The sequence below is a fragment of the Paucisalibacillus globulus DSM 18846 genome, from assembly GCF_000482485.1.
Taxonomy (GTDB): domain Bacteria; phylum Bacillota; class Bacilli; order Bacillales; family Amphibacillaceae; genus Ornithinibacillus; species Ornithinibacillus globulus.
In genome coordinates this window covers 93445-116123 of sequence record NZ_KI519440.1, presented here as the reverse complement: position 1 = coordinate 116123, position 22679 = coordinate 93445, and the positions used below count along the sequence as shown (strand labels likewise).

Annotated in this window: 26 protein-coding genes and 1 pseudogene; 7 read left to right on the top strand and 20 right to left on the bottom strand. The window is 34.2% G+C overall.

Annotated features, from left to right (window positions below; genetic code table 11):
* Positions 1-55 precede the first annotated feature (55 nt).
* Positions 56-736, top strand: a complete 681-nt coding sequence (locus K332_RS0120445; RefSeq protein ID WP_026909149.1) for a response regulator transcription factor — start codon at positions 56-58, stop codon at positions 734-736.
* Complete coding sequence (locus K332_RS0120440) at positions 733-2112, top strand: sensor histidine kinase (RefSeq protein ID WP_026909148.1); 1380 nt, start codon at positions 733-735, stop codon at positions 2110-2112. The genes K332_RS0120445 and K332_RS0120440 overlap by 4 nt, the downstream gene beginning before the upstream one ends.
* Positions 2113-2250: 138 nt before the next feature.
* Here the strand turns inward: K332_RS0120440 and K332_RS0120435 are convergent, their stop codons facing one another.
* Both K332_RS0120435 and K332_RS0120430 read right to left on the bottom strand, forming a co-directional pair.
* Positions 2251-2922, bottom strand: a complete 672-nt coding sequence (locus tag K332_RS0120435) for a GDSL-type esterase/lipase family protein (RefSeq protein WP_026909147.1) — start codon at positions 2920-2922, stop codon at positions 2251-2253.
* An 84-nt stretch (positions 2923-3006) separates the two neighbouring features.
* Entirely contained in the window at positions 3007-3573 is a 567-nt protein-coding gene (locus K332_RS0120430; RefSeq protein WP_026909146.1) for a DUF6434 domain-containing protein, read from the bottom strand.
* A gap of 203 nt (positions 3574-3776) precedes the next feature.
* Between K332_RS0120430 and K332_RS0120425 the strand changes: the two genes are divergently transcribed.
* The 4 genes from K332_RS0120425 to K332_RS0120410 all read left to right on the top strand — a co-directional run bounded on the left by K332_RS0120425 (position 3777) and on the right by K332_RS0120410 (position 7298).
* Positions 3777-4166, top strand: a complete 390-nt coding sequence (locus K332_RS0120425) for a hypothetical protein (protein ID WP_026909145.1) — start codon at positions 3777-3779, stop codon at positions 4164-4166.
* Positions 4167-4205: 39 nt separating this feature from the next.
* Positions 4206-5240: an ABC transporter permease gene (locus K332_RS0120420; RefSeq protein ID WP_026909144.1), complete on the top strand. Its 1035-nt coding sequence runs from the start codon at positions 4206-4208 to the stop codon at positions 5238-5240.
* A 1-nt stretch (position 5241) separates the two neighbouring features.
* Positions 5242-5928, top strand: coding sequence for an ABC transporter ATP-binding protein (locus K332_RS0120415; RefSeq protein ID WP_026909143.1), 687 nt, complete (start codon positions 5242-5244; stop codon positions 5926-5928).
* 242 nt (positions 5929-6170) lie between these two features.
* Positions 6171-7298: a CAP domain-containing protein gene (locus tag K332_RS0120410; RefSeq protein WP_026909142.1), complete on the top strand. Its 1128-nt coding sequence runs from the start codon at positions 6171-6173 to the stop codon at positions 7296-7298.
* Between the two features lie 241 nt (positions 7299-7539).
* Here the strand turns inward: K332_RS0120410 and K332_RS0120405 are convergent, their stop codons facing one another.
* Together K332_RS0120405 and K332_RS0120400 are read right to left on the bottom strand one after the other, a co-directional pair.
* A complete protein-coding gene (locus tag K332_RS0120405) occupies positions 7540-8070 on the bottom strand; it encodes a CBO0543 family protein (protein WP_026909141.1) in 531 nt (176 codons plus the stop codon).
* Positions 8071-8092: 22 nt separating this feature from the next.
* On the bottom strand, positions 8093-8557 hold the full coding sequence (locus K332_RS0120400; protein ID WP_026909140.1) for a CBO0543 family protein: 465 nt from the start codon (positions 8555-8557) through the stop codon (positions 8093-8095).
* 187 nt (positions 8558-8744) lie between these two features.
* On the opposite strand from K332_RS0120400, the gene K332_RS0120395 reads away from it, so the two are divergent.
* Positions 8745-11009: an ATP-dependent DNA helicase gene (locus tag K332_RS0120395; RefSeq protein ID WP_026909139.1), complete on the top strand. Its 2265-nt coding sequence runs from the start codon at positions 8745-8747 to the stop codon at positions 11007-11009.
* 186 nt (positions 11010-11195) lie between these two features.
* Here the strand turns inward: K332_RS0120395 and K332_RS0120390 are convergent, their stop codons facing one another.
* The 16 genes and pseudogenes from K332_RS0120390 to K332_RS0120310 form a co-directional block, all read right to left on the bottom strand.
* On the bottom strand, positions 11196-11489 hold the full coding sequence (locus K332_RS0120390) for a hypothetical protein (protein ID WP_026909138.1): 294 nt from the start codon (positions 11487-11489) through the stop codon (positions 11196-11198).
* 192 nt (positions 11490-11681) lie between these two features.
* Positions 11682-13127, bottom strand: coding sequence for an OmpA family protein (locus K332_RS23430; protein WP_156914249.1), 1446 nt, complete (start codon positions 13125-13127; stop codon positions 11682-11684).
* A gap of 307 nt (positions 13128-13434) precedes the next feature.
* Positions 13435-13944, bottom strand: a complete 510-nt coding sequence (locus tag K332_RS0120380) for an HXXEE domain-containing protein (RefSeq protein WP_026909137.1) — start codon at positions 13942-13944, stop codon at positions 13435-13437.
* Between the two features lie 44 nt (positions 13945-13988).
* A complete protein-coding gene (locus K332_RS0120375; protein WP_026909136.1) occupies positions 13989-14288 on the bottom strand; it encodes a DUF4176 domain-containing protein in 300 nt (99 codons plus the stop codon).
* Between the two features lie 33 nt (positions 14289-14321).
* Positions 14322-14978, bottom strand: a complete 657-nt coding sequence (locus K332_RS0120370; protein WP_026909135.1) for a DUF443 family protein — start codon at positions 14976-14978, stop codon at positions 14322-14324.
* Between the two features lie 25 nt (positions 14979-15003).
* Complete coding sequence (locus K332_RS0120365; RefSeq protein ID WP_026909134.1) at positions 15004-15666, bottom strand: DUF443 family protein; 663 nt, start codon at positions 15664-15666, stop codon at positions 15004-15006.
* A gap of 68 nt (positions 15667-15734) precedes the next feature.
* Positions 15735-15944: pseudogene (locus K332_RS24085) on the bottom strand (DUF4176 domain-containing protein); the annotation flags it as partial.
* Positions 15945-16017: 73 nt separating this feature from the next.
* Complete coding sequence (locus K332_RS0120355; protein WP_026909133.1) at positions 16018-16743, bottom strand: hypothetical protein; 726 nt, start codon at positions 16741-16743, stop codon at positions 16018-16020.
* 21 nt (positions 16744-16764) lie between these two features.
* A complete protein-coding gene (locus K332_RS0120350) occupies positions 16765-17490 on the bottom strand; it encodes a hypothetical protein (RefSeq protein WP_026909132.1) in 726 nt (241 codons plus the stop codon).
* 130 nt (positions 17491-17620) lie between these two features.
* Positions 17621-17920, bottom strand: a complete 300-nt coding sequence (locus K332_RS0120345) for a DUF4176 domain-containing protein (protein WP_026909131.1) — start codon at positions 17918-17920, stop codon at positions 17621-17623.
* A gap of 32 nt (positions 17921-17952) precedes the next feature.
* Entirely contained in the window at positions 17953-18609 is a 657-nt protein-coding gene (locus K332_RS0120340; RefSeq protein WP_026909130.1) for a DUF443 family protein, read from the bottom strand.
* A 4-nt stretch (positions 18610-18613) separates the two neighbouring features.
* Complete coding sequence (locus tag K332_RS0120335; protein ID WP_026909129.1) at positions 18614-20137, bottom strand: ribonuclease YeeF family protein; 1524 nt, start codon at positions 20135-20137, stop codon at positions 18614-18616.
* Between the two features lie 40 nt (positions 20138-20177).
* Complete coding sequence (locus K332_RS0120330) at positions 20178-20600, bottom strand: hypothetical protein (protein ID WP_026909128.1); 423 nt, start codon at positions 20598-20600, stop codon at positions 20178-20180.
* A gap of 50 nt (positions 20601-20650) precedes the next feature.
* Entirely contained in the window at positions 20651-20932 is a 282-nt protein-coding gene (locus K332_RS0120325) for a YwqI/YxiC family protein (RefSeq protein WP_026909127.1), read from the bottom strand.
* Between the two features lie 615 nt (positions 20933-21547).
* Positions 21548-21733: a hypothetical protein gene (locus tag K332_RS0120315; RefSeq protein ID WP_026909125.1), complete on the bottom strand. Its 186-nt coding sequence runs from the start codon at positions 21731-21733 to the stop codon at positions 21548-21550.
* Positions 21711-22547, bottom strand: coding sequence for a hypothetical protein (locus tag K332_RS0120310; RefSeq protein ID WP_036689489.1), 837 nt, complete (start codon positions 22545-22547; stop codon positions 21711-21713). The genes K332_RS0120315 and K332_RS0120310 overlap by 23 nt, the downstream gene beginning before the upstream one ends.
* Between the last annotated feature and the right edge of the window lie 132 nt (positions 22548-22679).

Below are 22679 nucleotides of genomic sequence, written 5' to 3'. Positions count from 1 at the left end.
ATAATTACTTCCAAATGTATTTTGGAATCATAACTAGTAACAGGGAGAATTGAAAATGACACGTATTCTAATTGTAGATGACGATAAAAATATATTACAGCTCGTATCCATTCACCTTTCTCAAGCCGGTTTCCTAATTCATCTAGCAAAGGATGGAATTGAGGCTCTGGACATCCTCACTAAAAATCGATGTGACCTAGCCATCATCGACGTTATGATGCCATTTATGGATGGTTTTACACTAACAAAAGAAATTCGAGAAAAATATGATATCCCCGTTATCCTTCTAACGGCCAAGAATCAAATTGAGGATAAGGAAGAAGGATTTCACGCTGGTACGGATGATTATTTAGTAAAACCATTTGAACCGAAAGAATTACTCTTTCGAATCAAAGCTTTACTAAGACGATATAAAAAACAACCCGATGAATCGATTATCAGACTAGGAAATACGACAATTAATAAAAATAACTACGAGGTCCAAATTGGAGACCGAACCATCTTACTACCATTAAAAGAATTTGAACTTCTATATTTTCTAACCTCTAATCCTTTGCAGGTATTTACTCGAAATCACTTAATTGAGCAAATTTGGGGATTAGATTTTGATGGGGATGAACGAACCGTGGATGTCCATATTAAACGATTAAGAGAACGTTTTTCCAAACTAACAGATGATTTTCAAATAAAAACAGTACGCGGGGTTGGCTACTTATTAGAGGTAAAACAAGGATGAAGTCTCTATATACTAAATTTGTTGTTATCACCATTGGAATCATGATTTTGAGCGGTGTTCTTGCTTTTTTAATATCCAATACATATTATCAACAAAAGTTAAAACCCGAAAATGACGAGAAAAACACCCATATAGCGATAAGCATCTCATCATATATTAAAGACCATCCCAACATAGATTTGGAAGAATACCTGACTCACCTTTCTTCTGTTGGGTATCAATTTTATTTAGTAGATGGTTCAGGAAAAGAAGTATTTTTTGGTTCAGCCTATAGAGTAACTACACTTTCTGATTCAACCAAAGAAAAGGTACTAAACGGACATATTTATCACGGTATTCTACATTTTCCACAAGAGACTTTTGTAACAGGGTTTTTCGCTAATGAACTCGAGAATTCGATTGGAGTACCAATCACACATAATGGGAAAAACTATGCACTTTTCCTACGACCAGATATCAAGCTTTTATTTAATGAAATGCATCTATTATTTGGATGGCTACTTGTATTAACCATTGTCTTAAGTATTCTATTTGTATTATTTAGCACCAAGTATTTAGTAAAGCCGATTTCCCAGCTTACTACAGCAACCAAATCACTTGCAAAAGGTGATTTTAATGTAGAGGTACGTACTTCCCGTCATGATGAATTAGGAGAGCTTACCCAAAGTTTTCTTATGATGGCTAGAAAACTTGAACAAGTAGATGACATGAGAAAGGAATTCGTCTCTAACATTTCCCATGATATTCAATCCCCACTTTCCAATATCAAAGGGTATACCAACTTACTAGATGACGAATCCATAACCAAGGAAGAGAAAGTTCAATATATTTCCATCATCAATGATGAAATTAGAAGGCTATCTTCCTTAACAAAACAATTATTACTTCTAGCATCATTAGACAAAAACGAAGATATTGTAAAAAAAGAAACAGTAGATATTGGACACCAAATGAAAGAACTAATCAGAAATTACAAGTGGATAATAAACGAAAAAGAAATCATGCTTGAGTACACCTTACCTGAGGTAAAAATCCATGGTGATCCATCCCTATTAAATACGGTTTGGGACAACCTTTTATCCAACGCAATAAAATATAATAAACCAAATGGAAGTATTGTCATTACGATAGAAGATAAAGAGAATTCGGTTTGGATAACATTTAGCGATAATGGGATTGGAATAAATGAAAAAGATATGGAAAGAATATTTGACCGTTTTTATCGGGTAGACACAGCACGTACGAGATCGACTGTAGGAACAGGATTAGGTCTTTCTATAGTTGCAACTATAGTACAACTACATGGTGGTCAAATTGATGTATCTAGCGAAAAGAATATGGGGACAACTTTCATTATTAAATTGCCTATTAAATAAGACCTCAATCAGTGGGGTTTTACTACTTCACCCACTGATTGTTTATAATCCTAGCCAACCGTCTAATGACAACCAAGAACTACCCCATTCCAAATTTAACTAGAACCTTTTATTACGTATTTTCAGCGCCCTAACTTTTCATAAGACCCGGTCAATTATGGACGAATATTCTTTTACTACAATCATTGCACCATTACTATTTAAATGGATTCCATCTAATGTCAGGAATAGTCCTCGTTTACTAGATAAGTGGTCTATCCGCTTAGGCTTTTTATAAAAGAGTACATCTTTCATAACGCTAAACACATCTGTACTAATGTAATCAGAGCAGCTTCGTTGGGCCAACTGTTTTTCAAATATAGCATTTAGATTCAAAAAGCTTACCTTCGAGTGATTACTAGCCTCTTCTATTATGGAAGTTAATTCTCTAAGCTCATTATTAGATAGATTATTTGTGTTTTCTCCTATGACAGCTGGCGATACAACAACAATTTGCTTAGATGAAGGACGAATCATATCTAGTACATTATGAAAGTATGCTTTAAATTCCTCATGGTCTTTTGCAATAGGTTGTGCTTGAATTTTTAATAACTTTGAATAAACATCATTAACCCCAATCCAAAGAAATACTAGATCATAATTAGTGTCTAATTTCGTTTTATCCAAACGTGTATACAGACTTTTAATGGTTTCTCCTGGTTTTCCAAGATTGATAAACGTGATACTTGGATATTTCTCTTGCAAAATACTAAAAAAAGAAACACCTGGACGACCTTCTGTTAAACTGTCACCAATTAATCCGACCTTCATTTTAAATTTCCTCCTTTTTATGGATTCGCTCACTCTATTACAAATGTCTCTTTCAATAATATATTCTACATTCTATGGTCTGAATCAGGAAGAAACATACTTATTACTCCCTGGCAATCTTTTCATATCATTCCAAGCTGCAATCGCCTCGCTTCGACTTCTCCCTTGGTTTTTAGGATCAGCAAAAAAATCTCGAATAAATTGATTGTATTCAAATTGGGGTGCAATATTTTTCTTATATGTAGGATCTTTTTTTCGCTTTTCTTCCTCATACCAGGCATCTACAACATCACGATATGTTTTTCCAGTGTTTTCTTTTAAATAGTCCTGGATATACGTAGAAAAGTGAAATTTCGGAATGACTGTTTTAAAAAATGCCCGAACATCTTGACTACAACGATGATTTTCCGTAATAACGGTATCAAGACTTAATTTAACTTCAATTTCTGTCTTTTTCATTACCTTTGATTTCCTACTTGGCTTTTTAATTTCCCCTGTCCGTAGAAAGGTTTCCACCCTTTCGGATAACTCTACCTTCAAGCCAGTGGCACTCATTCCATGTTCCCTGCAAAATGCTTGTAGTTCATCCTTTAACCAATAAAAATCCTTAAAATCTTTGAAACTAAGTTCTTTTGTTAGATTCGGCCTCATTACTAACCCTCCAATTAAACTATTTACGTACTGGGGAACATCTATTCGGTTCCCAATTATTATTAGTTTAACATAATTATACTTTTTCCCACCAACTTTCTTGAAAACTAATATTGTAATCTTTTGTTCATCCATTGTTCATATTTCAATCGTACATTAGAGAAGGATCAAGGATATTTATAATAGTTTAGGAGGATTTTCAGATGAATAAAAACAGTGTATTACTTTTACGTTTTGCTGCAATATTCGGGGTAATTGGTGCAATATTAGGTGCACATATGGCCGGTTCTGGCTCTTATGCCTTTCGTGCAGTTCATGCCCATATTCTTGTCGTAGGTTGGTTAACATTATTTGGTTGGGCAGTTTTCTACAAAGTATTCCAAACAACTAATAATTTATTATCGAAAATCCATGTATGGAGTGCCATTTTAGGTTCCGTTGGGCTGACAATTGGTATGTGGTTGTACATGGTTAAGCCATTTAATCTCCCAGAAGGAATTACGTTAGCCATTTATATTGGTGGAGGAGTATTACTATTAATTAGCTTCATTGTATTTTTCTTAATTACTTTATTTTATCGAGAGGAAAACTAGCAGGATAATGAACCTGTACCTCGTCAAGGAGAGATTTCTATGAATATGGCCTGGAAAGAAATGAAGAAAAACAAAGCGAGATTTTTAATATTAGGTTCCATTGTCTTTCTAGTTAGTTTATTAACATTTATTATATCTGGATTAGCAAATGGGCTATCACATGATAACGCAGGATTAATCAAAGATTTACCACCTGGGCAATTTTATATGACCGAAGATGCCGAGGAAATGTATAATCTATCAAAAATAAACAGCGAAACACAAGATGCTATGTTAACTAGTCACGAGAATGCTGTTGCTCTTTCCATACAATTGGGATTTATAAATGATGAGTCTGACAAACAGCGGAGTGTTGCTTTTGTGACCTCGACAGATACCGATTTATTTGAACAAGTCAGTAGTGGTGAAGTCATCCTAGACCGTTCATTAGAAGAGGAAGGCATCAAAATTGGCGACATTTTAACCAATAATCAACATCATGGAACATTTGTGGTGAAAGGATTTGTAGATCAAAAAAAATATAGTCATGCACCAGTCGCTTTTATCAGTACAGAGGATTACCAAGAAATATATCGGACAAGTGAAATGCAACTTATTTTCATACCGGAATTGGAGACAGCACAGGAATTTACTGGCTTACAATCTTATTCTAATCAAGAATTTCTCCAAACCATTCCAAGCTACAGTGCTGAGCAAATGTCTTTAAATATGATTGTCTGGTTTCTGATTGTCATTAGTGGCATGTTATTTGCAATCTTTTTCTACATGATGAATGTTCAAAAGATTGGTCTATACGGGATATTAAAAGCAATTGGTGTCAAGACTAGTGCCTTATTCCGTATGATGTGGACAAAAATGGTGGTCATTACAGTTATTGCATTGGGAATATCAATTGCTGGCAGCCAACTTTTTAATTCCTTGGCACCAAATGGAATGCCATTTAATTTAAGCATCCAAACAACCGTCCAATTGTCATTAATATTCCTTCTAATAGGTTTTATTGGAGCTACATTATCGGGCATTCAGATTAAAAAAGTAGAAGCCTTACAAGCAATTCAACAAGGAGAGGTGTAAGATGGAACTATTTGCAATGGAAGGTATAAGTAAAACATTTATCAATGGCGAACTAAAAGAAGACGTCTTAAAAGGAATTAATCTCTCCCTAAATGTTGGTGAAGTAACTGCTTTAACTGGTGCATCAGGTTCTGGAAAAAGCACATTATTAACAATCGCAGCTGGGCTTCAAGATGCGACGGATGGAATAATCCATTTTAATGGTAAAAACCTAACGACGATGAGTTCTGAACAAATTCGAAAAATCCGTGCAAGTGAATTCGGCTTTGTATTTCAATTTGCCCATCTTGTCCCGTTTCTTACGGTAGAGGAGCAATTGCTATTAATGCTTGATGTTGCCGAGATTAAGTTAAAGAAAATTGAAAAGAAAAAAGAGGTGAATCGAATTCTAACATTAGTTGGAATGGATCATAGAAAAAGTTCCTATCCCTCCTCTCTATCAGGCGGAGAAAAGCAACGTGTAGCAATTGCACGCGCCATCATCCATAAACCAAAAGTTCTTTTCGCTGATGAACCTACTGCTAGTTTAGACTCTAAAAGGTCTATAGATATTATGGTATTAATACGCGATATAACTAAAAACTACAACATAACAACCTTAATGGTTACCCATGATGAGGAAATGCTAAAATATACCGATCGTGTAATTAGAATGGTGGATGGCCTGGTATTTGCAGGGAGTAATTGATTGCATCTATATACTTATATAATAGGAACGACATAAGGAAAGGTGGCAAAAATCCAAATTTTTTTGCCACCTTTCCTTATTATTTGACGAATTTGTAATAAAGAAGATTGAACCTTCCATGAAATGAAGCTAAATACCCATTTCCTCCATTATTTTTTCAAAAAACTACTATCCAACCACATTTTTGTTCATAATGTTATAATAAACAATCTACAAATCTAGTTAAGTAAGGGTGAAAAATAATGCCAAAACTAAGAACGATTCTTTTTCTATTATTGCTGCTTGGTGTTCTTTGGCATTTTTATGGAGAAACATTCCAAGAGTCTGGTTTTAGTGGTACGTTAAATGAAATGAAAAGCGATGTTGAAGGGGTATTCGACAATCCAAGAGTTGCCTTAACAGTAGATACCATCAAACAGGAAGTTGAACTATTATGGAATCAGCTCACATCAAAAAAACAGGACAATACACCAACGACAAGAGTACCAGAAGCACCAAATCTACAGCAACCAACAGAACAAACCTTTTCCCTATACAATATTGAAATTGGTGATAACCGTTCTGACGTTGAGAAACAAGTTGGAGAGTCAAAGCGTTCCACATTGAACGAATATGGTACCGAATGGGTTACCTATCATGAAAATTATCATAACTTTCTCATGGTTGCGTACGATAAAAAGGACAATGTCGCCGGACTCTATACAAATCATGACTTACTAACTTCAACACTTGGAATTACATTTGAAAGTACAAGAAATGACGTGTTATCCAGACTAGATGAACCAATCAAAGCAATTCGAAAAGGACGAATTCTTTACCAAGTTCAAGACACGGAAGAGTACAACACCTTTTTAATTGATAATAATTATGTCACTATTTTTTATGACATCCATGAAAACAAAACAGTAACCGCCATTCAAATAATTAGTGTTGATCTTGAAAAAGAGAAGGAATCATACTTTGGTGTTGCAAGTTCTGAATTGAAACAAGGCTTAGAATACCAATTATTTGATTTAACAAATGCTGCAAGGGTAAATCATGGATTATCTGTACTTACATGGGAAGAACCTTTACTGAAAACGGCCCGTGACCACAGTGCTGACATGGCAAAGAACAATTATTTTAGTCATGAAAACTTAGAAGGAGAATCTCCTTTTGACCGGATGGAGAAAGACGCCATAACCTATCGTGCTGCTGGAGAAAATCTAGCAACGGGGCAGCCCAGTAGTATTTTTGCCCATGAGGGTCTTATGAATTCGCTTGGACACAGGGAAAATATTCTAAAGGCTGAATACGATTCCTTAGCAGTTGGGGTTGCTTTTAATAAGGATTATCAGCCATTTTATACGGAGAATTTTTTGCTAAGGTGAATTGGCATAACACAATCACTTGGAAGTCTAGGGGAGTCAAAAAAATTACTCCCCTATAATATTATAAGACTAATAATTATCCACACTTTTTACTTTTATCCTTAGTGTCATACCAGTCATATACGAAAACATTCTTCTAAAATGATAATCAGACAGATCTACAATTCTTGATATATCTTCTCCTGAAAATTCTTCCGTTGAAATAATCTATGAACACAATCACCATAAGAGCAATCTTAAACTATGTCTGTTTGATTTTAACTATTAAGTACTTAAATAACACACCCATAATAATATATGGAAAGAAAGAATAGAAATGTTTCCACTGATTTAATTCGTAAACCTGTAACCATACCAATAAAGGTTCTAGAACGAAGGAAAAAAGAAGCGCATTAATTGTACTTGCAATGATAAAGTTTTTCCATGTATGAAAGTACTGGTAAATAATCATATAAATGATAGGCATTATCACAATGTGGATTTCAATAGGTAATATTAATGGTGTTAGCGTGTGCTTATAATCCCATAATGATACTAGAACACCTAGCGCATCTAATATCGTGGCTACAACTGATACCAAAAACCCATATGTAAGAATCTCAAATATTCTTTTTCTATCCAAAATAACAAACCAAACAATGCAATGACCAATGGTTGTAACTAAAAGTATCCACCAACTAAAAGAAAACAAAGTTTCCGTAAACCAATATTCCATTCGAAGTGATTTAGAGCGCTGCGTATATTCTACAACTTCTTGCCAGCTTATTTGCATATTAGAATTCTCCCATACGAGATTAATATTCATTTAATATAGAATAGCCCGATATCCATCTATGATGGAGATAAAATGTAATAAATAGAAGCCAATCAGCTATATACGAGTACAGAATGTTCCACCATAATCCATGTTCAATAAATCCAATATACAAAAATAGAAGTTCCAGTGAGATAGAAAATAAAGACCAATAAACTATATATCGTATCATCGTTAATAGCGTTTGCCTTTTTGGTAAAAATTGAAGAAAGAAATAGATAACTACAAAATATAACCCAAATCCATTTAGTAATTGAATCATAAATTTTTCTATTTTTGATCCTGGATAGTTCCATAAAGGATAAACAAACATCAATAAGTCTGTAATTAACGCCAATATTATTCCAATATAACCCGTAGTTACATACAACTGAAATTTTGTCTTATCAGAAAAGAGAAAAAACATAATCAAACTAATCAAAAAAGCTACTATTCCAATAAACACTTTTAAAAATCTCTCCTCTAAACTTTCTCGTACTATGTTGATATTTTTATACATAATTTCAAATGTATACTGAATAAGCTGAAAAAATTTTTTCTAGAATTGCGACATTGTCTGAGAGATGTAATCCCACTGTTCCTCCACCCTATTAACTGATAAACTAAAGTTAACAAAAATTTCAGGTGATATGATGACGAATGTAATGAGAATCTCCGTTAGAAACTTAGTTGAATATGTGTATCGAAGTGGCAGTATTGAGTCTGGTTTTCGCACGGCTTCTGTGATGACAGAAGGAACCAGAATCCATCAATTAATCCAAAAAGACTACCGCGAACAGGATGAAAAAGAAGTTTTTGTGGAAACCGAAATCCCTTATGAGGACTTCGTTGTTCGAGTGGATGGGCGTTGTGACGGACTACTAAAGGATGGGGACTCCATAACAATCGACGAAATAAAGTCGACCGTAAATTCTTTGGAAGAAATTCAGGAGGATACACATCCTGTACACTGGGCACAGGCTATTTTTTATGGGTATATTTATGCTTTGGACCATGATTTATCAGAGGTGACCATTCAGCTTACATATGTACAAGCAAAAACAGAGGAGCAAAAGCAATTTCGACGTGTAATGACGTTCAAGGAATTGGAATCCTTCGTTTATGAAGTGATCAAGGAATATGCTGCATTTTTAAAAGTGAAGATAAAGCATAAGATAAAGCGAAATAAGACGAGTAAAACACTAGAATTTCCTTTTGATACGTATCGCGTGGGACAACGAAAACTTGCTGGTGCAGTATATAAAACCATTGCTGATAAAAAAACATTATTCGCAAGGGCCTCTACTGGAATAGGTAAAACAATTTCTACTATCTTTCCATCAGTCAAAGCAATCGGTGAAGGTAAATTGGAGAAGATGTTTTATTTAACTGCAAAGACGATAACAAGAACCGCTGCTGAAGAAGCATTTCGTCTATTGATTAATCAAGGTCTAGATATTCAAGTTCTAACCATTACCGCTAAAGATAAAATTTGCTTTCAGGAGGAAACGATTTGTACGAGTGTAAATTGTCCATTTGCAGATGGATTTTATGACCGAATAAATGGAGCCGTTATCGATATCTTGGAGAATGAAAAGATGATGAATCGTGGCGTTATTGAGCTATATGCCAGGAAGCATCGGGTTTGTCCTTTTGAATTTTCGATAGAATTGGCCTATGCAGTGGATGTTGTCATTTGTGACTATAATTATATTTTTGATCCAAGAGTGTCGTTGAAAAGGTTGCTGGAAGATCAAAAGAAGAAAACCGCAATACTAGTGGATGAAGCGCATAACCTAGTTGATCGTGCTAGGGAAATGTATTCTGCGGAAATTTATAAATCCAACTTTTTGCAACTGAAAAGAGAATTTAAAAAAGGCCCTCTTGCAAATGGCGCGAAAGCAATCAATGACCACTTATTACAGGTGAAGAATTCCGAAGAATATTTGCGGACGGACGTAGATGAAGAGCTAGTAGAATTACTAGAATTATTCATTACGGACGCCGAGGTGGAGTTGGTACGGAATGATCATGAATTATTGCTAGATACGTATTTTGCCGCTCAAACCTTCGTGAAAATTGCTAAGCTATACAATGACCAGTTTGTGACGTACGTGGAAGTCCATAATAGTGAAGTAAAGATGAAATTATTTTGCTTGGATCCATCCGAACAAATTCTAAAAATGGGAAAAGGATTCAAGGCTAGAATATTCTTCTCTGCAACGTTAACACCTGCAGATTATTATAAGGATTTACTTGGAGGACAAGCGGATGATTATGTTATCTCCATTCCATCACCATTTGCAAGAGAGAATGCAGAAGTTATCATTCAACCATTATCGACGAGATATCGGGATAGAGAAAATACATTAGAGCCAATGGTCCATTTTTTCAAAGAGGTATTAGATAAGAAGGATGGAAACTTCTTAATCTTCTTCCCTTCCTATCAATATATGAGAAGTGCGTATGAACTATTTACTGAAGTATATTCTGATGTGAAAACTATTATTCAAGATGTAGGAATGTCAGAAGGCGAACGGGAAGAGTTTTTAGTAGAGTTTGCGTCTGAACGAGCCGATAGATTGGTAGGTTTTGCTGTACTCGGTGGGATTTTTTCTGAAGGTGTAGACTTAAAAGGAGATAGGTTACAAGGGGTAATCGTCGTTGGGGTCGGAATGCCGCAGATTGGTTTAGAGAGAAATATTATGAAGGATTACTTCCAATCGGTTGGTAAGAATGGCTTTGATTATGCCTATGTCTATCCTGGAATGAATAAAGTACTCCAAGCTGGTGGCCGACTTATTCGTTCGGATTCTGATACTGGTGTGATTGCACTTGTTGATGATCGGTTTTTACAGAGGAAATACCAGGCATTACTACCTTATGAATGGCAGCATTATACGATTGTTGATCCTTAATATAGCTGTTAATGAAGTTAGACTAATTGGGTGTCACAACGGGGATGAGATTGTTCTTCTTTTCCCCATTCTCTTCCTCTACTTCCACTAGTAAATAATTTATGATGTGAGTTTTCAATCAACTTAAAACTTAATTTACCATTCCCTTTTATGGTTTGGCATACCTTGGCCCCCCTCTTTCCGGAACTAATCTTCACCCATAAACATAATACTGACAAAAGATAGGATAAATGATAATAAAACCAAAGAAAGTAGAACGGGTCCAACTATCTTCAAGTATCCTTTTTCACTTTTTAAAAAGGCAATAAAGGTAAATACTAAACCTAAAATCCCAGCAAGGATAGCAGAGTAAAATAAAAACATCAGGATAGGAACTATTATTCCTTCTGGTGAATCTGGTGCAATGTAATAGCTGACAAACATTGCAATTCCACAATATAAACTTAAAATAGCGGAATATTTGCTGTACTTATTTTTCATATTCATTAATCCCTCAATCTATAATTTGAACTTTTTTGGATTAGTAAGTACTTTGGGTTACTTACAAAATAGAGCCTCAGGGATAGGGCATTTAGCTAATAAATGATCCTTTCCCTCCGGCTCTATCGATTTACTACAAATTTTGATTGTCACTTAAACAGGGATGAATTTATTATGAACTGTATCTTTTACCTACTTAGGGTTAATGACAATTTCCACCCGACGATTTCTTTCTTTACCTTCTTCATCTTCATTAGAGGCAATCGGCTTTGTTTCACCATAGCCATTCGTCTCGATATCAAGATGATCAATACTTCCATTGTTCGTCAGATACGTTTCCACCGCCAGTGCTCTTTTTTCTGAAAGTGATACATTATCATCCGCATCCCCTTCAGAATCAGTATGACCATTGATGTGAATTTTTGTTCCTGCTTCTAGTTCCTCCAACATTGCGATAATGTCATCCAATGTTTCTTTTGCCTCTGGATTTACTTCACTCTTGTCAACATCAAATAAAACATCATCAGGTACTTGAACCTTAATTTCTCCATCATCTTCTGTAACATTTGTTTCTTCTGGTACGTCTATTTCTGGAATAGATGGGTAGAGAATCATTTCAATTTCATTTTTATCATCTTGTTCATTAAACGTTACATACTCTCCTTCGATTCGCTCAAATTCATCTCCATAGGCTTCCTCCAAGAGATTACTAGCCAAATGTGAACCAATAGATTTAATACGAATACGAATAAAGCCTTCTTCGGCTATCGAATGATATTCAGCACGAAAAACAAATGATCCATCAGGTTGGATATGGGCAGTATTATAAAAGAAACTTTGTGGGAGTAAGCCTATTTCACTTGAATAATAACCTCCTAGAAGAGCGGCACCCTCTATCAAATTTGATTTCCCTTTTACATAAAAATACTCATGGTCATGTGTTATCTCTTCAATATCAATCCATACATTTGTTTTCCCATAGTCTTTCGGTAATGGTAATCGCTCAGGGGCTTTTATTTCATATTCTGTTTGGTCACCCCCAATTTGAACATATATAGGCATATACAAATATTGGTACACTTCACCAAAACTAAACTCTTTATATACGATTGGTCCACGGAGATTCTCACCGTTAAAACCATATAACTCTGTAATTTCTTCAGGTTGGCTGTATGCCATCTCTACTTCCAATTCCACTTCAAGTATTCTTCCATTGTAATATTCTAGAAAATCCATATCAGTATCTGTTTCATATAGAAACTCCATTTCAAAATTTCCATTTTTATCAACGGAAACTTCTTCCTCTGTAATAAGGGCGGCATTATCACGCACTTCAGTAAAAGGCGATTTATATATAGTACCTACTACAAAAGTACCTTCCACTAGATTGCTCTCCCCTACCACTCGAATTTTATCATCCTCTACATAGACATTTCCTCCAAAGGAAATGTCTTCTTCTAAGGGATCTTTCTTATCATCTACTTTCTCAACATCCTCTGTTATTTCTGTGTTTTTCTTTTCCGGAGTATCAGTATCTTCTGTTTCTTCATTATCTGTACAGCCAACTAAGATAGTCATTCCAAATAGTATGCTTACTAATAGTCCCGTGAATAATTTATCTTTTTTTGTGATTTTCATAGCTATTACTTCTTCCCCCAAATCTTTCAATCTATTTTCATGAACTGAAGGGATCAAATAAGAGTCAGCCTTTGCTTGTAACTATCCACAATGTGGTTTTTGTTATACTAATCCGACCTTCTTCATGTTACTTTGATATTACAATGGAAACTCATTTAGTAAAAGGCTACAGCCACAAAACAGTAAATTATACCTATACTAGATAAAAATGTTACTAGTAGCGAGAATGACTGATGATAGTATATGAGCTTGGTTCCAGTTCAACCTATAATGGTATTGTATTTAGAAAAAACATGTAACAGCGGCATCACCCATCTAACTTTCCACCAATTTTATGACTAAGAAGGAACACTGGTACAAGTAAGACCATCACAATTAATGCACCTATCATTGTGCTCATCGTAAATAACCCCTCTTTAGAGAAGTGAAAGAATAATAGAATATTATAAGGGATTATCAGTAAAATAGATGTCCAGACTCCAGGAGTATAACATCTCAAATACAATGATTGTAATGGATGAGTGAAGATATTTAACGCAAAAGGTATAGCTACCCCCAAAAACAAGAAATAGTGCTCTGTCACTACTGCTGTCAAAATCAAAGCAGAAACAACAATCGATAACACAAAAACAACAAGAGCAAATTGTGCACTTGTAATATCATTAAACTGCTTCATTTCCTTTTGTATAAATGACGGGACCCGATGTATAACCTGAGGATACGTTTTTTTATGCCATCTTTCTATTGTAATAATTTCCTCTAAATTATGAAGCATGAAAATCATTATAAAAGAAATAATTAAGATATTAATGTCCATTCTTAACCTCCTTAGTTTAAAGGCTGAAACCTTTTTACCCTAAACTAAATCACTCCTGTCACTTTCCCTTTCAAAAACTTACCGCTATTTTCCTTTTGCCAATCATTAAATAATTTCTGGAAACGTTCTTCTTCTGAGTCCTTAAAACCTTCAAATACAACCTCATCAATATTTTCATGGTTGAAATAAAAAATATTGTCCGGTACTAATCCAAGTGGATAAAAACAGCCCGAATAATCAAATACTGTTTGTTTGCCATCCATTTCAATAATAGGTCCTCTGTTTAAAATCATTATTTTCCTTGAACCGTCCTTTAGGTAGATGATTGATCCAATTGGTAACATGTGTTTCTCCCCCATTTGTTAATAAATTTTATTTTAAACTGCAGATTTATTGTTGTTTATTTTTATTTTATTTTTTCCTGGTGCTAATGTAGATGCATTTATAATAAGCAAGAAAAATAATATTAGTATAAAGGAAAACAAAACGAAGTAATTCTTAAATTCAATAAACATGAAGATTGATGCTAGAAGAAATAATAATACTATTATATACATGAATAATATTAAGCAAAAATGTTTAATAGATTGTGGTTTAACTGAGATTCTTTTTTTCTCTAAAGTACTCAATGCAACAACATTAAGTATTTTTATCTTATTTTTTTTACTTAATTTAAAACGAAAAAAGATTACTAAAATAGAAAAAATGATAAGTAAAATATAGGTAATAAAGGTTGGTGTTTGAAATTCCATCTTAAATATAATAGGTTCTAGTAAATTAGCTAAAAAAACAGATAAACCACCTGTAAACATAGCTATCCCAAATCCTATTTTGGAACTACTTTCAACAGTTCTTAACTGCTCCAGCTGGGCCATATCCTTAATTTCATAGATCGTGTGTGTTTTTATCCAATTAAGGAAAGGAAAGAAAAATACCAAAAAAGGACGGTCAAGGTCAAAAATATAGTATGTATTATCCACTTTAATAATTCTATATCTCATATTTTTATGAATATGGTGTACTTCACTTAACATAGACTATCACCGCTTTTTCTTCAAACTATTTTGCTGCTTCAAAATTTTGAAGTTCCTTCATTCGTATTTTATTTTTCCCTGGGAATAACGAAATCCCATTTACAAATAGGAAACAGAACAAAAAAAGAATTGTAAAAAATAGAATTAAGAAGTTTTTGTATTGTATGAACATGATTATTCCTGCCAGACTAGATGCTAAAAATCCTAAATACAAAATAAGAAATAAGAAAAAATGTTTAACATTTTGGGGGCCAAAACGTATCTTTATCTTCTCTAACTTCTCTAACTGGACTATGTCATATAATTTCCTCTTATTCCTTCTACTAATATGGAAACGACAAAAAACAATTAAGATAGTAAAAGTGAAAAGAATAATATAATTAATTACGTTTGGCATTGATATTTCAAACTTATCCATTACCATTTCCAATAAATTTGCCCCAAGAACAGATAGTCCTCCAGTTAATAGTGTATAGCCGACTTTTGTGTCGGTACTTTTAATTACTTTTAGTTGTTCAAGTTGATTTTCATCAATAATTTTATAGACAACATGTGATTTCATCCAATTTAGGAAAGGGAAGAAAAACACTAAAAGTGGGTAATCTAAATCAACTATATACCGCGTATCATTTATTGATATAAGTCTATACCTAATGTTTCTATGAATGTGAAGGACTTCACCCTTCATAAAGATCACCACCATCCCCAATTTAATGGATTAATAAGCGGAAGAATTAGGTATTAATGATTAAAGTTTTATACCCTCTCCAATATACTCCGGAATTCGTCTTCTTCATCATCTTCATATCCTTGAAAGATGATGTCCTGTATATCGGAATGGTTAAAAGCATACGAGAACTCCTGATTAATAGAGCCTTCCGGATAAGGAACTCCAATGTAGTCAAACATGGTTGTATCAATTGCATCCTCTACTAAATCTGGTTGTTCTTCATCTACAACTTGTTGTTTTCTTCCATACCATAAATCATTAAACGCTTATTTCCACCATTCGATAGAACCATTGGGTAATAGTTTTCTATTATTTAATTTCTACTCCTTTTTCTCTTAACTCTTTGTATTCTTTTTTTGTAGGTGTTTGGAGTATTACAATATCTATGTTCGTTTTCATAAAATAGTATCTGTGTATAAACTTAGCTGCTACATATACATACAGAAGTATTAGAAAGAAAATCATAATCATCATAATAGCTAATTGAAGAGTAGAATTGCCCTTTGTACTTAAAGCTAACAGATATCCTATTGCTGGGGAGACAGACAACAATCCCATGTATTTTGATTGATCATGCTTCTTTCCCTCTTTTGTTGGATCGCCAGAATACTTGTCAATTTGATATTTTACTAGTATATAAGACGTAATCAATAAGGATAAATTGATTAAACCATAATATAAGATAGAATTAATATGAAAAGCAAAGATGGACATACCATTAGCTATAATAAAAAAAGTTAATGTCCCTATTACACCTAGAGTCCCGATAAATCTTATCGTCTCAAATTGTGTAGAGTATGGATTCTTTACTAAAAGTCGAATACCCCATAAATGCAAAATGATTATAAATGGCATAAGTATCCATAAAAACTCTAATTTATATATGCTCAGTAGACCCGCGGCTAATGGTAGATCATAGAGTACAAGTATTACGGTTACTACTGAAGACTTCACATTTATTATATCTACAAACAATAAATGTTCTTTAAATTTTTGTGATAAATCTCTACGTTTAATATTAGAATCAATTTTCATAATTTCTTCCTTTAAATATAGCTATTTAATTTCTACTCCATTTTTTATTAATTCTTTGTAATCTTTTTTTGCAGGCATCTGGAAGTTCACGTAATCTATATTAGTTTTCATGAAAAAATATTTGTGTAGAAACCTAGCTCCAAAGTACCCATATATTAGGAAAAGTATAAAATTCATTCCTAATGTCACACTATGCTTTAGTATAGTTGTATCAGCCGTTATTAGCGCCAAAATATATCCAATGGCGGGAGCGACGGTAACTAGTCCGATGTACTTTGATTGGTCCCGACTCTTTTTTTCCTTAGTTAGATCTCCAGCATATTTGTCTATTTGATACTTTATTAGAATAATAGATGACATCAATAAAGTAAGTGTTAATACCGAGTAATAGATAACAGAAGAAATTCCCAACACATAATACGATATCCCGTATATCATTATAATAAAGGTCAATGAACCAATTAACCCAAAAGCTCCTAAATATAATATGGTCTCAAATTGAGTAGAAAAGGGATTTTTAAATAAAAGTCGAAACATCCAAGCGTGAAGAATTACTAGAAGGGGTAGGATACCCCAGATAAACTCAATTTTATAAATTGTAAGTAAAGACAATAGTAGAGGGATGTCATACAATCCAAATAGCAGCATGGATGTTGCGCCTTTTATATTGAATATATCTAGGAATTGTAAGTGTTTTTTGAACTCGTCTGATAGTTGTCCAAACTCTATAGTTGAATTAATTTTCATTCTTTAACTCCTTCTTAAATAATTCACCTAATATTTAAACCATCCTGTCTTTATTTTTTTATCCACAGTCAACATATTAATTTCCATAAATTCACTTCCAAATTAGAGAGACTAATCCTTCTATGCCCTACTAAATCACCCCTGTAACTTTTCCTCTTGCAAACTTATCGCCGTTTTCCTTTCGCCAATCATGAAATAGCTTCTGGAAACGTTCTTCCTCTGAGTCCTTAAAACCTTCAAATACAACCTCATCAATATTTTCATGGTTGAAATAAAAAATATTGTCCGGTACTAATCCAAGTGGATAAAAACAGCCCGAATAATCAAATACTGTTTGTTTGCCGTTCCTCTCTATAATTGGACCTCTGTTTAAAATCATTATTTTCCTTGAACCGTCCTTTAGGTAGATGATTGATCCAATTGGTAACATGTGTTTCTCCCCTTAATCGAATTAATTTCTTTCTAATCTGCAGATTTATTGTTTTTCAGTTTAATCTTGTTTTTTCCAACCTTTAAGGTCAGTCCGTTTACTATTAATGTTAAAAATAAAAACAAAATGAAACAGAGAAATAAAATAAAATTAGGTAATTTAATAAAAGCTATTAATGAAGCAAGCGTAATTAATAAAATGTATATATATGCGACTAATACAAAACTAAAATGTTTAAAGGATTGGGGTCTAATCCGAATTTTTTCCGTCTCTAGTTCCTCAAGTTGCACAATATCACATAATTTTTTTTGATTTTTTCTACTTATACGAAAGCGAAAATAGATAACAAGAAATGTGGAAATTAATAATAAACTATATATATAAATTTGTGATATTTGAAAATCAAACCTTTCAACAACTAAGCTTAATAAATTCCCTAAAAATACTGTTAATCCTCCTGTAAGAATAAATAATCCTGTACCTAATTTATTTTCATTTTTAATAACTTTTAACTGCTCTAATTTAACTGGATCTGAAACTTTATAGACAATATGTGACTTCATCCAATTTAAAAACGGAAAGAAAAACACTAAGTACGGACGGTCTTGATCAAAAATATAGTGTTTGCCGTTTACTGTCATGATTCGGTACCTTAAATTTTTATGAATATTAAGAACTTCAACATTCATATAATTACCACCATCCCCATTTCAATGGATTTATGGCATTCAAGCCATCCTTAATAGCCTCCCCGACATTGGTGGCAATTTCTTTAGTAGTTTCCCAAGTGCTATCTATTTTTCCACCAATCCAATCTAGGCCGTCTTGTATACCTAACCAATTATTTTCATATGCTACATTAAAGAGGGATGTTACAAATAACCCTGTTGCAACACCTCCGATTACAGCCCAGCCAACTGGATTCGAAGCTAATCCTACAATTGATGCTGTAATAATTGTATTTGTTGCCAACCCAACACCTGCTGCCGCTCCATTATGCGCAATAGCTTCCCCAACCGTCTTACCGTTGTTCGCTATATCATCATACATACCAATACTAAATCCTCCGACCATGGCTACTCCACCAAGGACCGTACCCGCACCCGCAATATTTTTCCCATGTTTAATCACAGCATCTCCAGCCTTATGTGCCCACTGTAAGGAAACAGGAAATTTCTTTAAAGATTGACCAGTACCAACAACTTCCTTACCTAGATCGTTAATGAGTTTCCCTATTAACTCGGCATACCCGTTCATGGCAATTGTTTTTTGATTTTTTTCAACATATTCTAGTAATGTTACCTCAACCTCGGTCTCCACTTTTCCTTCTGCTATATCTCTTTCAAGACTAGTCATTCCAAGAAGAATTCTCAAAAACTCTTGTCTATCAATTACACCATTCTCTAAATCCTTAAATGCTAGATTCACAATCTCCTTTGCATCTTCACTAATTCCTTCTAACTCTGCATCTTTAGCCTTCCCAATCTCATAGATTGGCATGGTTTCAATTGTTTTTCCATCTAACGTGGTGCTTTCTGAACTTTCTTTATTGTAGATACCATCCATGATGGTGCTATATGAAGTAAGTCCCTGCATTGCTTTTGCATTAAAGTCAGTAAGTGCACCCCCACTAGTAAACTTTGCATCCAATTCCGAGATATAACTCTTCATCGTCTGCAGATTATCCTTCGTTTTCTCCAAACGGGAAACACCATAACTATCCAATATCTTCAGTTCCTCTATCATATTTCGTACTTTTTCATTTCCACGTCTTACTGTATCAACAACCTCTGATTCATCAATTTTACTTACTGCAACAAGGTCTTGAACACGTTGTAAGATACTATTTGCATCAGCAGTCAATTCAATTGTTCGTTTCTTTACATTTTCCAAACCATTTGTAATATCGCTTTCTAGAAAATCCTGCCTTACAAATCCATTGGCATGTGACTCATAAGATTCAATAGCTGATTGGATATCTGACAAAACATTTTTATAGTCCACTAGTGATTGAAAGAGAAAGATTAAAAAAGGTTGATGGCCATCACTGTAAAAGGAACGGATTGCTGTTCCCCCTGAACCTTTCAGTACATCATCAAGTGCAGAAAAATCTCTAACTGCTCGTTGGATAGCTGATATTTGATTATAGAGTGAGTTAATTCCCAGTGTTGTTTTATCGATACTTGATAGTAAACTTTTCGCATCTAAAATCATCATGTCCCCACCTCCATTATGGGAAAGAATTTAGTTGGATGTTTTAAGCCTTTTCCAGAATTTGTTTTTGATTTACAAGATAAGCGTAGCTCGATTCTAACCCAGCAATACTACTTTCAAGGGCAGCTATTTCATTTTGAACACTAAGAATCTTATTGCTTATGGTAGTTTCTGCAGAACTTATTTGCTCATTTGGAATGGCTAGAAAACTTACTTGGAGTTCGTTCTTTCTGAAGGTGTCTAGTTTATTAGCATGGTCTCCGTGGAGTGTTTTTGGGGTTAGCTCTGGTTCGATACAAATTCTTTTCATAGTAATAAAATCACTTTTGTTTTGCCTTAAATCAGATAAAGCTTGCATTAAACGCCGTAATTCTTCCTTCTTCTGCTCCAACTGTTGCTTGCTAGCCCAGATGGAACTTTGGATTTGCCACAGTTGGGAGTTAATACTATATAGGTCCGCTGACATGAAAATCACCTCACATTTTATTGAACAGTAATTAAGCCGTCTAATCCAACTTATTTTATTAATCGTATACCAGATGCCACCAATTTTTCTGTTTCTTGTAGTGAAACAATCGCCTCTTCTGTCATCCCAGCATGCTTTACCATGATTTCGCGGTAGGTGATGAGTACATCTTCAAAGGACTGGTTTATTTCTAGTAATGAATCAACCATATCTAACGTGTTATCTCCTTTTTGAAAAGAATAAAAAGAAGTAACTAACGCCCTTGTGGAACCATTTAATTGGCTTATCCCTTGTTTGATAGGTCCATCCACAAGTTTAATTTCTCCACTCATTTGAGGTCCCCCTTTTTAAATTTGATTGTGTTCCGTCTAAATACACCATAAAGAAATATGGTAACATTTGTCAGTAAATTCATATTACCTATAATAGTACTTTTAACATGATCAAATTTCAATCCAGATAAGGCATCAAAATCAATAATGGTAGTTTGGAACCGTGACTTTTGGATTAAAAACACTATCACATCCCAAAGTTTGTCAAAATACGACAAATTCGGGATGTGATTACATTTGAATTCGTAATTAAACGGAGGATAACAGAGCATTTCTATACATTTCTAACTATGCGGTTTTTCACGGGTTGTTTCACCTTTACGTACAAAGAGGGATTTAGTGTATTTTTTTACTGAAAGGGAGCATTATCATGCCTAAAGGTAAATGGCTATTTTCGTCTATAAACAAAGGCTTTCTTAATAAATAGCCATACTAATAATTGGATTTATCGAGTACCAAGCAAACGTGGAACAAGGCGATAGATTAAACGTCCATCCATCCTAGTGAATACATGAATATAATCGTTTCCTATTGCAAAAGAAAGTTATATTTCATGATTATTTCCTCGGAAATAATCATATTATGTCGAATTCTATAAATCCACGATTCGAGCTACTACTGTTCATTGATATCTTCAGTTTTAAATCTCTCTACATCTAGATTATCATCAACTTCTTTAAATTGTTCTCCCGCCGTTTGTTCTTCTTTTTCACCTGTCTGTTCAGTTACCTCCTTACTTTTCCATTTTCTGTGCCTTTTTCCAAATCGTAACAGCGTTTTATTCTGGCTCCGGAATATCAACCTCGCCTCCCCATTGTGTGAACGTATTAGAGGTTCTTGCACTAACATTTCCCATGGTTCCAGTCGCAACAAAATATGCACCTAGATAATCACTGGTTATCCAAAACTCCAAGTCAGATACAACAGAAATTTCCATATCAATCACATCATCAGTGGTTAGTTTCCATGCCTTATCTGCAAAAGAATCTGCATCTGGTACTGGTTCTTCACCAGCAACGGTCCACGTGTTGACCATCGCCAAAAATTCACCAATAAAACGTGGATCTGCAAATACACGATACCCATTGATAACGGCATTTGCCGTTATGGTTTCTGGATGAGTGGAGTTTGGGTCCTCTTGTATCCACCTTCCATCCAACGTCTTCATCCAGCCAGTATCTTCTTTAAGAACGACAGAAAATTCATCGTTATGTGTAGCAAGTGAAAAATGAGGATCCCATTTAAAATCTACGGTAGTCGTAATACCACTCTCATCCTTCACAATATGTGTTCCTGTTTGCTGGACAAGCATCGCCTCAATCACACAATCCGCTAAAACACGCCCGTCAATTTCTTCCCCGACTGAAAACAATATACCTTTACAGGCTGCATATTCCTTAGTGTCTGCTTTCTCGGATTCTGTTTCCTCTTCTGTACTTTCTATATCTTCTTCCTTTGTTTCCTCACTCTCATCTTCTTGTTTACTTTCTACACTTTCTGTCCCCTTTTTGTCTTGTTCTAATTCTTTACTTCCTGTATTATCTGAAGAAGCACAAGCAACAAGGAAGTAAAAAAACGTCATTACTATAAAAATGAATACCCCTAGTCTCTTCAATAAATTTCCGCCCTTTCTATTGATATTAATTAAACACTTTTATATGTATATTATTTCCATACAAAAAAAGAAGGCATTTGTTCTTTGATGTGAACAAATGCCTTGGATGAATATTCTATATAATATGGAATA

Coding starts and splice junctions, on each gene's coding strand:
- K332_RS0120440 (WP_026909148.1), top strand. CDS start 733: ATGAAGTCTCTATATACTAAATTTGTTGTTATCACCATTGGAATCATG.
- K332_RS0120350 (WP_026909132.1), bottom strand. CDS start 17,490: ATGAAAATTAATTCAACTATAGAGTTTGGACAACTATCAGACGAGTTC.
- K332_RS0120330 (WP_026909128.1), bottom strand. CDS start 20,600: ATGTCAGCGGACCTATATAGTATTAACTCCCAACTGTGGCAAATCCAA.
- K332_RS0120435 (WP_026909147.1), bottom strand. CDS start 2,922: ATGAAGGTCGGATTAATTGGTGACAGTTTAACAGAAGGTCGTCCAGGT.
- K332_RS0120380 (WP_026909137.1), bottom strand. CDS start 13,944: ATGGACATTAATATCTTAATTATTTCTTTTATAATGATTTTCATGCTT.
- K332_RS0120430 (WP_026909146.1), bottom strand. CDS start 3,573: ATGAGGCCGAATCTAACAAAAGAACTTAGTTTCAAAGATTTTAAGGAT.
- K332_RS0120410 (WP_026909142.1), top strand. CDS start 6,171: ATGCCAAAACTAAGAACGATTCTTTTTCTATTATTGCTGCTTGGTGTT.
- K332_RS0120375 (WP_026909136.1), bottom strand. CDS start 14,288: ATGTTACCAATTGGATCAATCATCTACCTAAAGGACGGTTCAAGGAAA.
- K332_RS0120395 (WP_026909139.1), top strand. CDS start 8,745: ATGACGAATGTAATGAGAATCTCCGTTAGAAACTTAGTTGAATATGTG.
- K332_RS0120415 (WP_026909143.1), top strand. CDS start 5,242: ATGGAACTATTTGCAATGGAAGGTATAAGTAAAACATTTATCAATGGC.
- K332_RS0120370 (WP_026909135.1), bottom strand. CDS start 14,978: ATGTTAAGTGAAGTACACCATATTCATAAAAATATGAGATATAGAATT.
- K332_RS0120355 (WP_026909133.1), bottom strand. CDS start 16,743: ATGAAAATTGATTCTAATATTAAACGTAGAGATTTATCACAAAAATTT.
- K332_RS0120445 (WP_026909149.1), top strand. CDS start 56: ATGACACGTATTCTAATTGTAGATGACGATAAAAATATATTACAGCTC.
- K332_RS0120340 (WP_026909130.1), bottom strand. CDS start 18,609: ATGAATGTTGAAGTTCTTAATATTCATAAAAATTTAAGGTACCGAATC.
- K332_RS0120345 (WP_026909131.1), bottom strand. CDS start 17,920: ATGTTACCAATTGGATCAATCATCTACCTAAAGGACGGTTCAAGGAAA.
- K332_RS23430 (WP_156914249.1), bottom strand. CDS start 13,127: ATGAAAATCACAAAAAAAGATAAATTATTCACGGGACTATTAGTAAGC.
- K332_RS0120325 (WP_026909127.1), bottom strand. CDS start 20,932: ATGAGTGGAGAAATTAAACTTGTGGATGGACCTATCAAACAAGGGATA.
- K332_RS0120365 (WP_026909134.1), bottom strand. CDS start 15,666: ATGAAGGGTGAAGTCCTTCACATTCATAGAAACATTAGGTATAGACTT.
- K332_RS0120390 (WP_026909138.1), bottom strand. CDS start 11,489: ATGAAAAATAAGTACAGCAAATATTCCGCTATTTTAAGTTTATATTGT.
- K332_RS0120405 (WP_026909141.1), bottom strand. CDS start 8,070: ATGCAAATAAGCTGGCAAGAAGTTGTAGAATATACGCAGCGCTCTAAA.
- K332_RS0120335 (WP_026909129.1), bottom strand. CDS start 20,137: ATGATGATTTTAGATGCGAAAAGTTTACTATCAAGTATCGATAAAACA.
- K332_RS0120420 (WP_026909144.1), top strand. CDS start 4,206: ATGAATATGGCCTGGAAAGAAATGAAGAAAAACAAAGCGAGATTTTTA.
- K332_RS0120425 (WP_026909145.1), top strand. CDS start 3,777: ATGAATAAAAACAGTGTATTACTTTTACGTTTTGCTGCAATATTCGGG.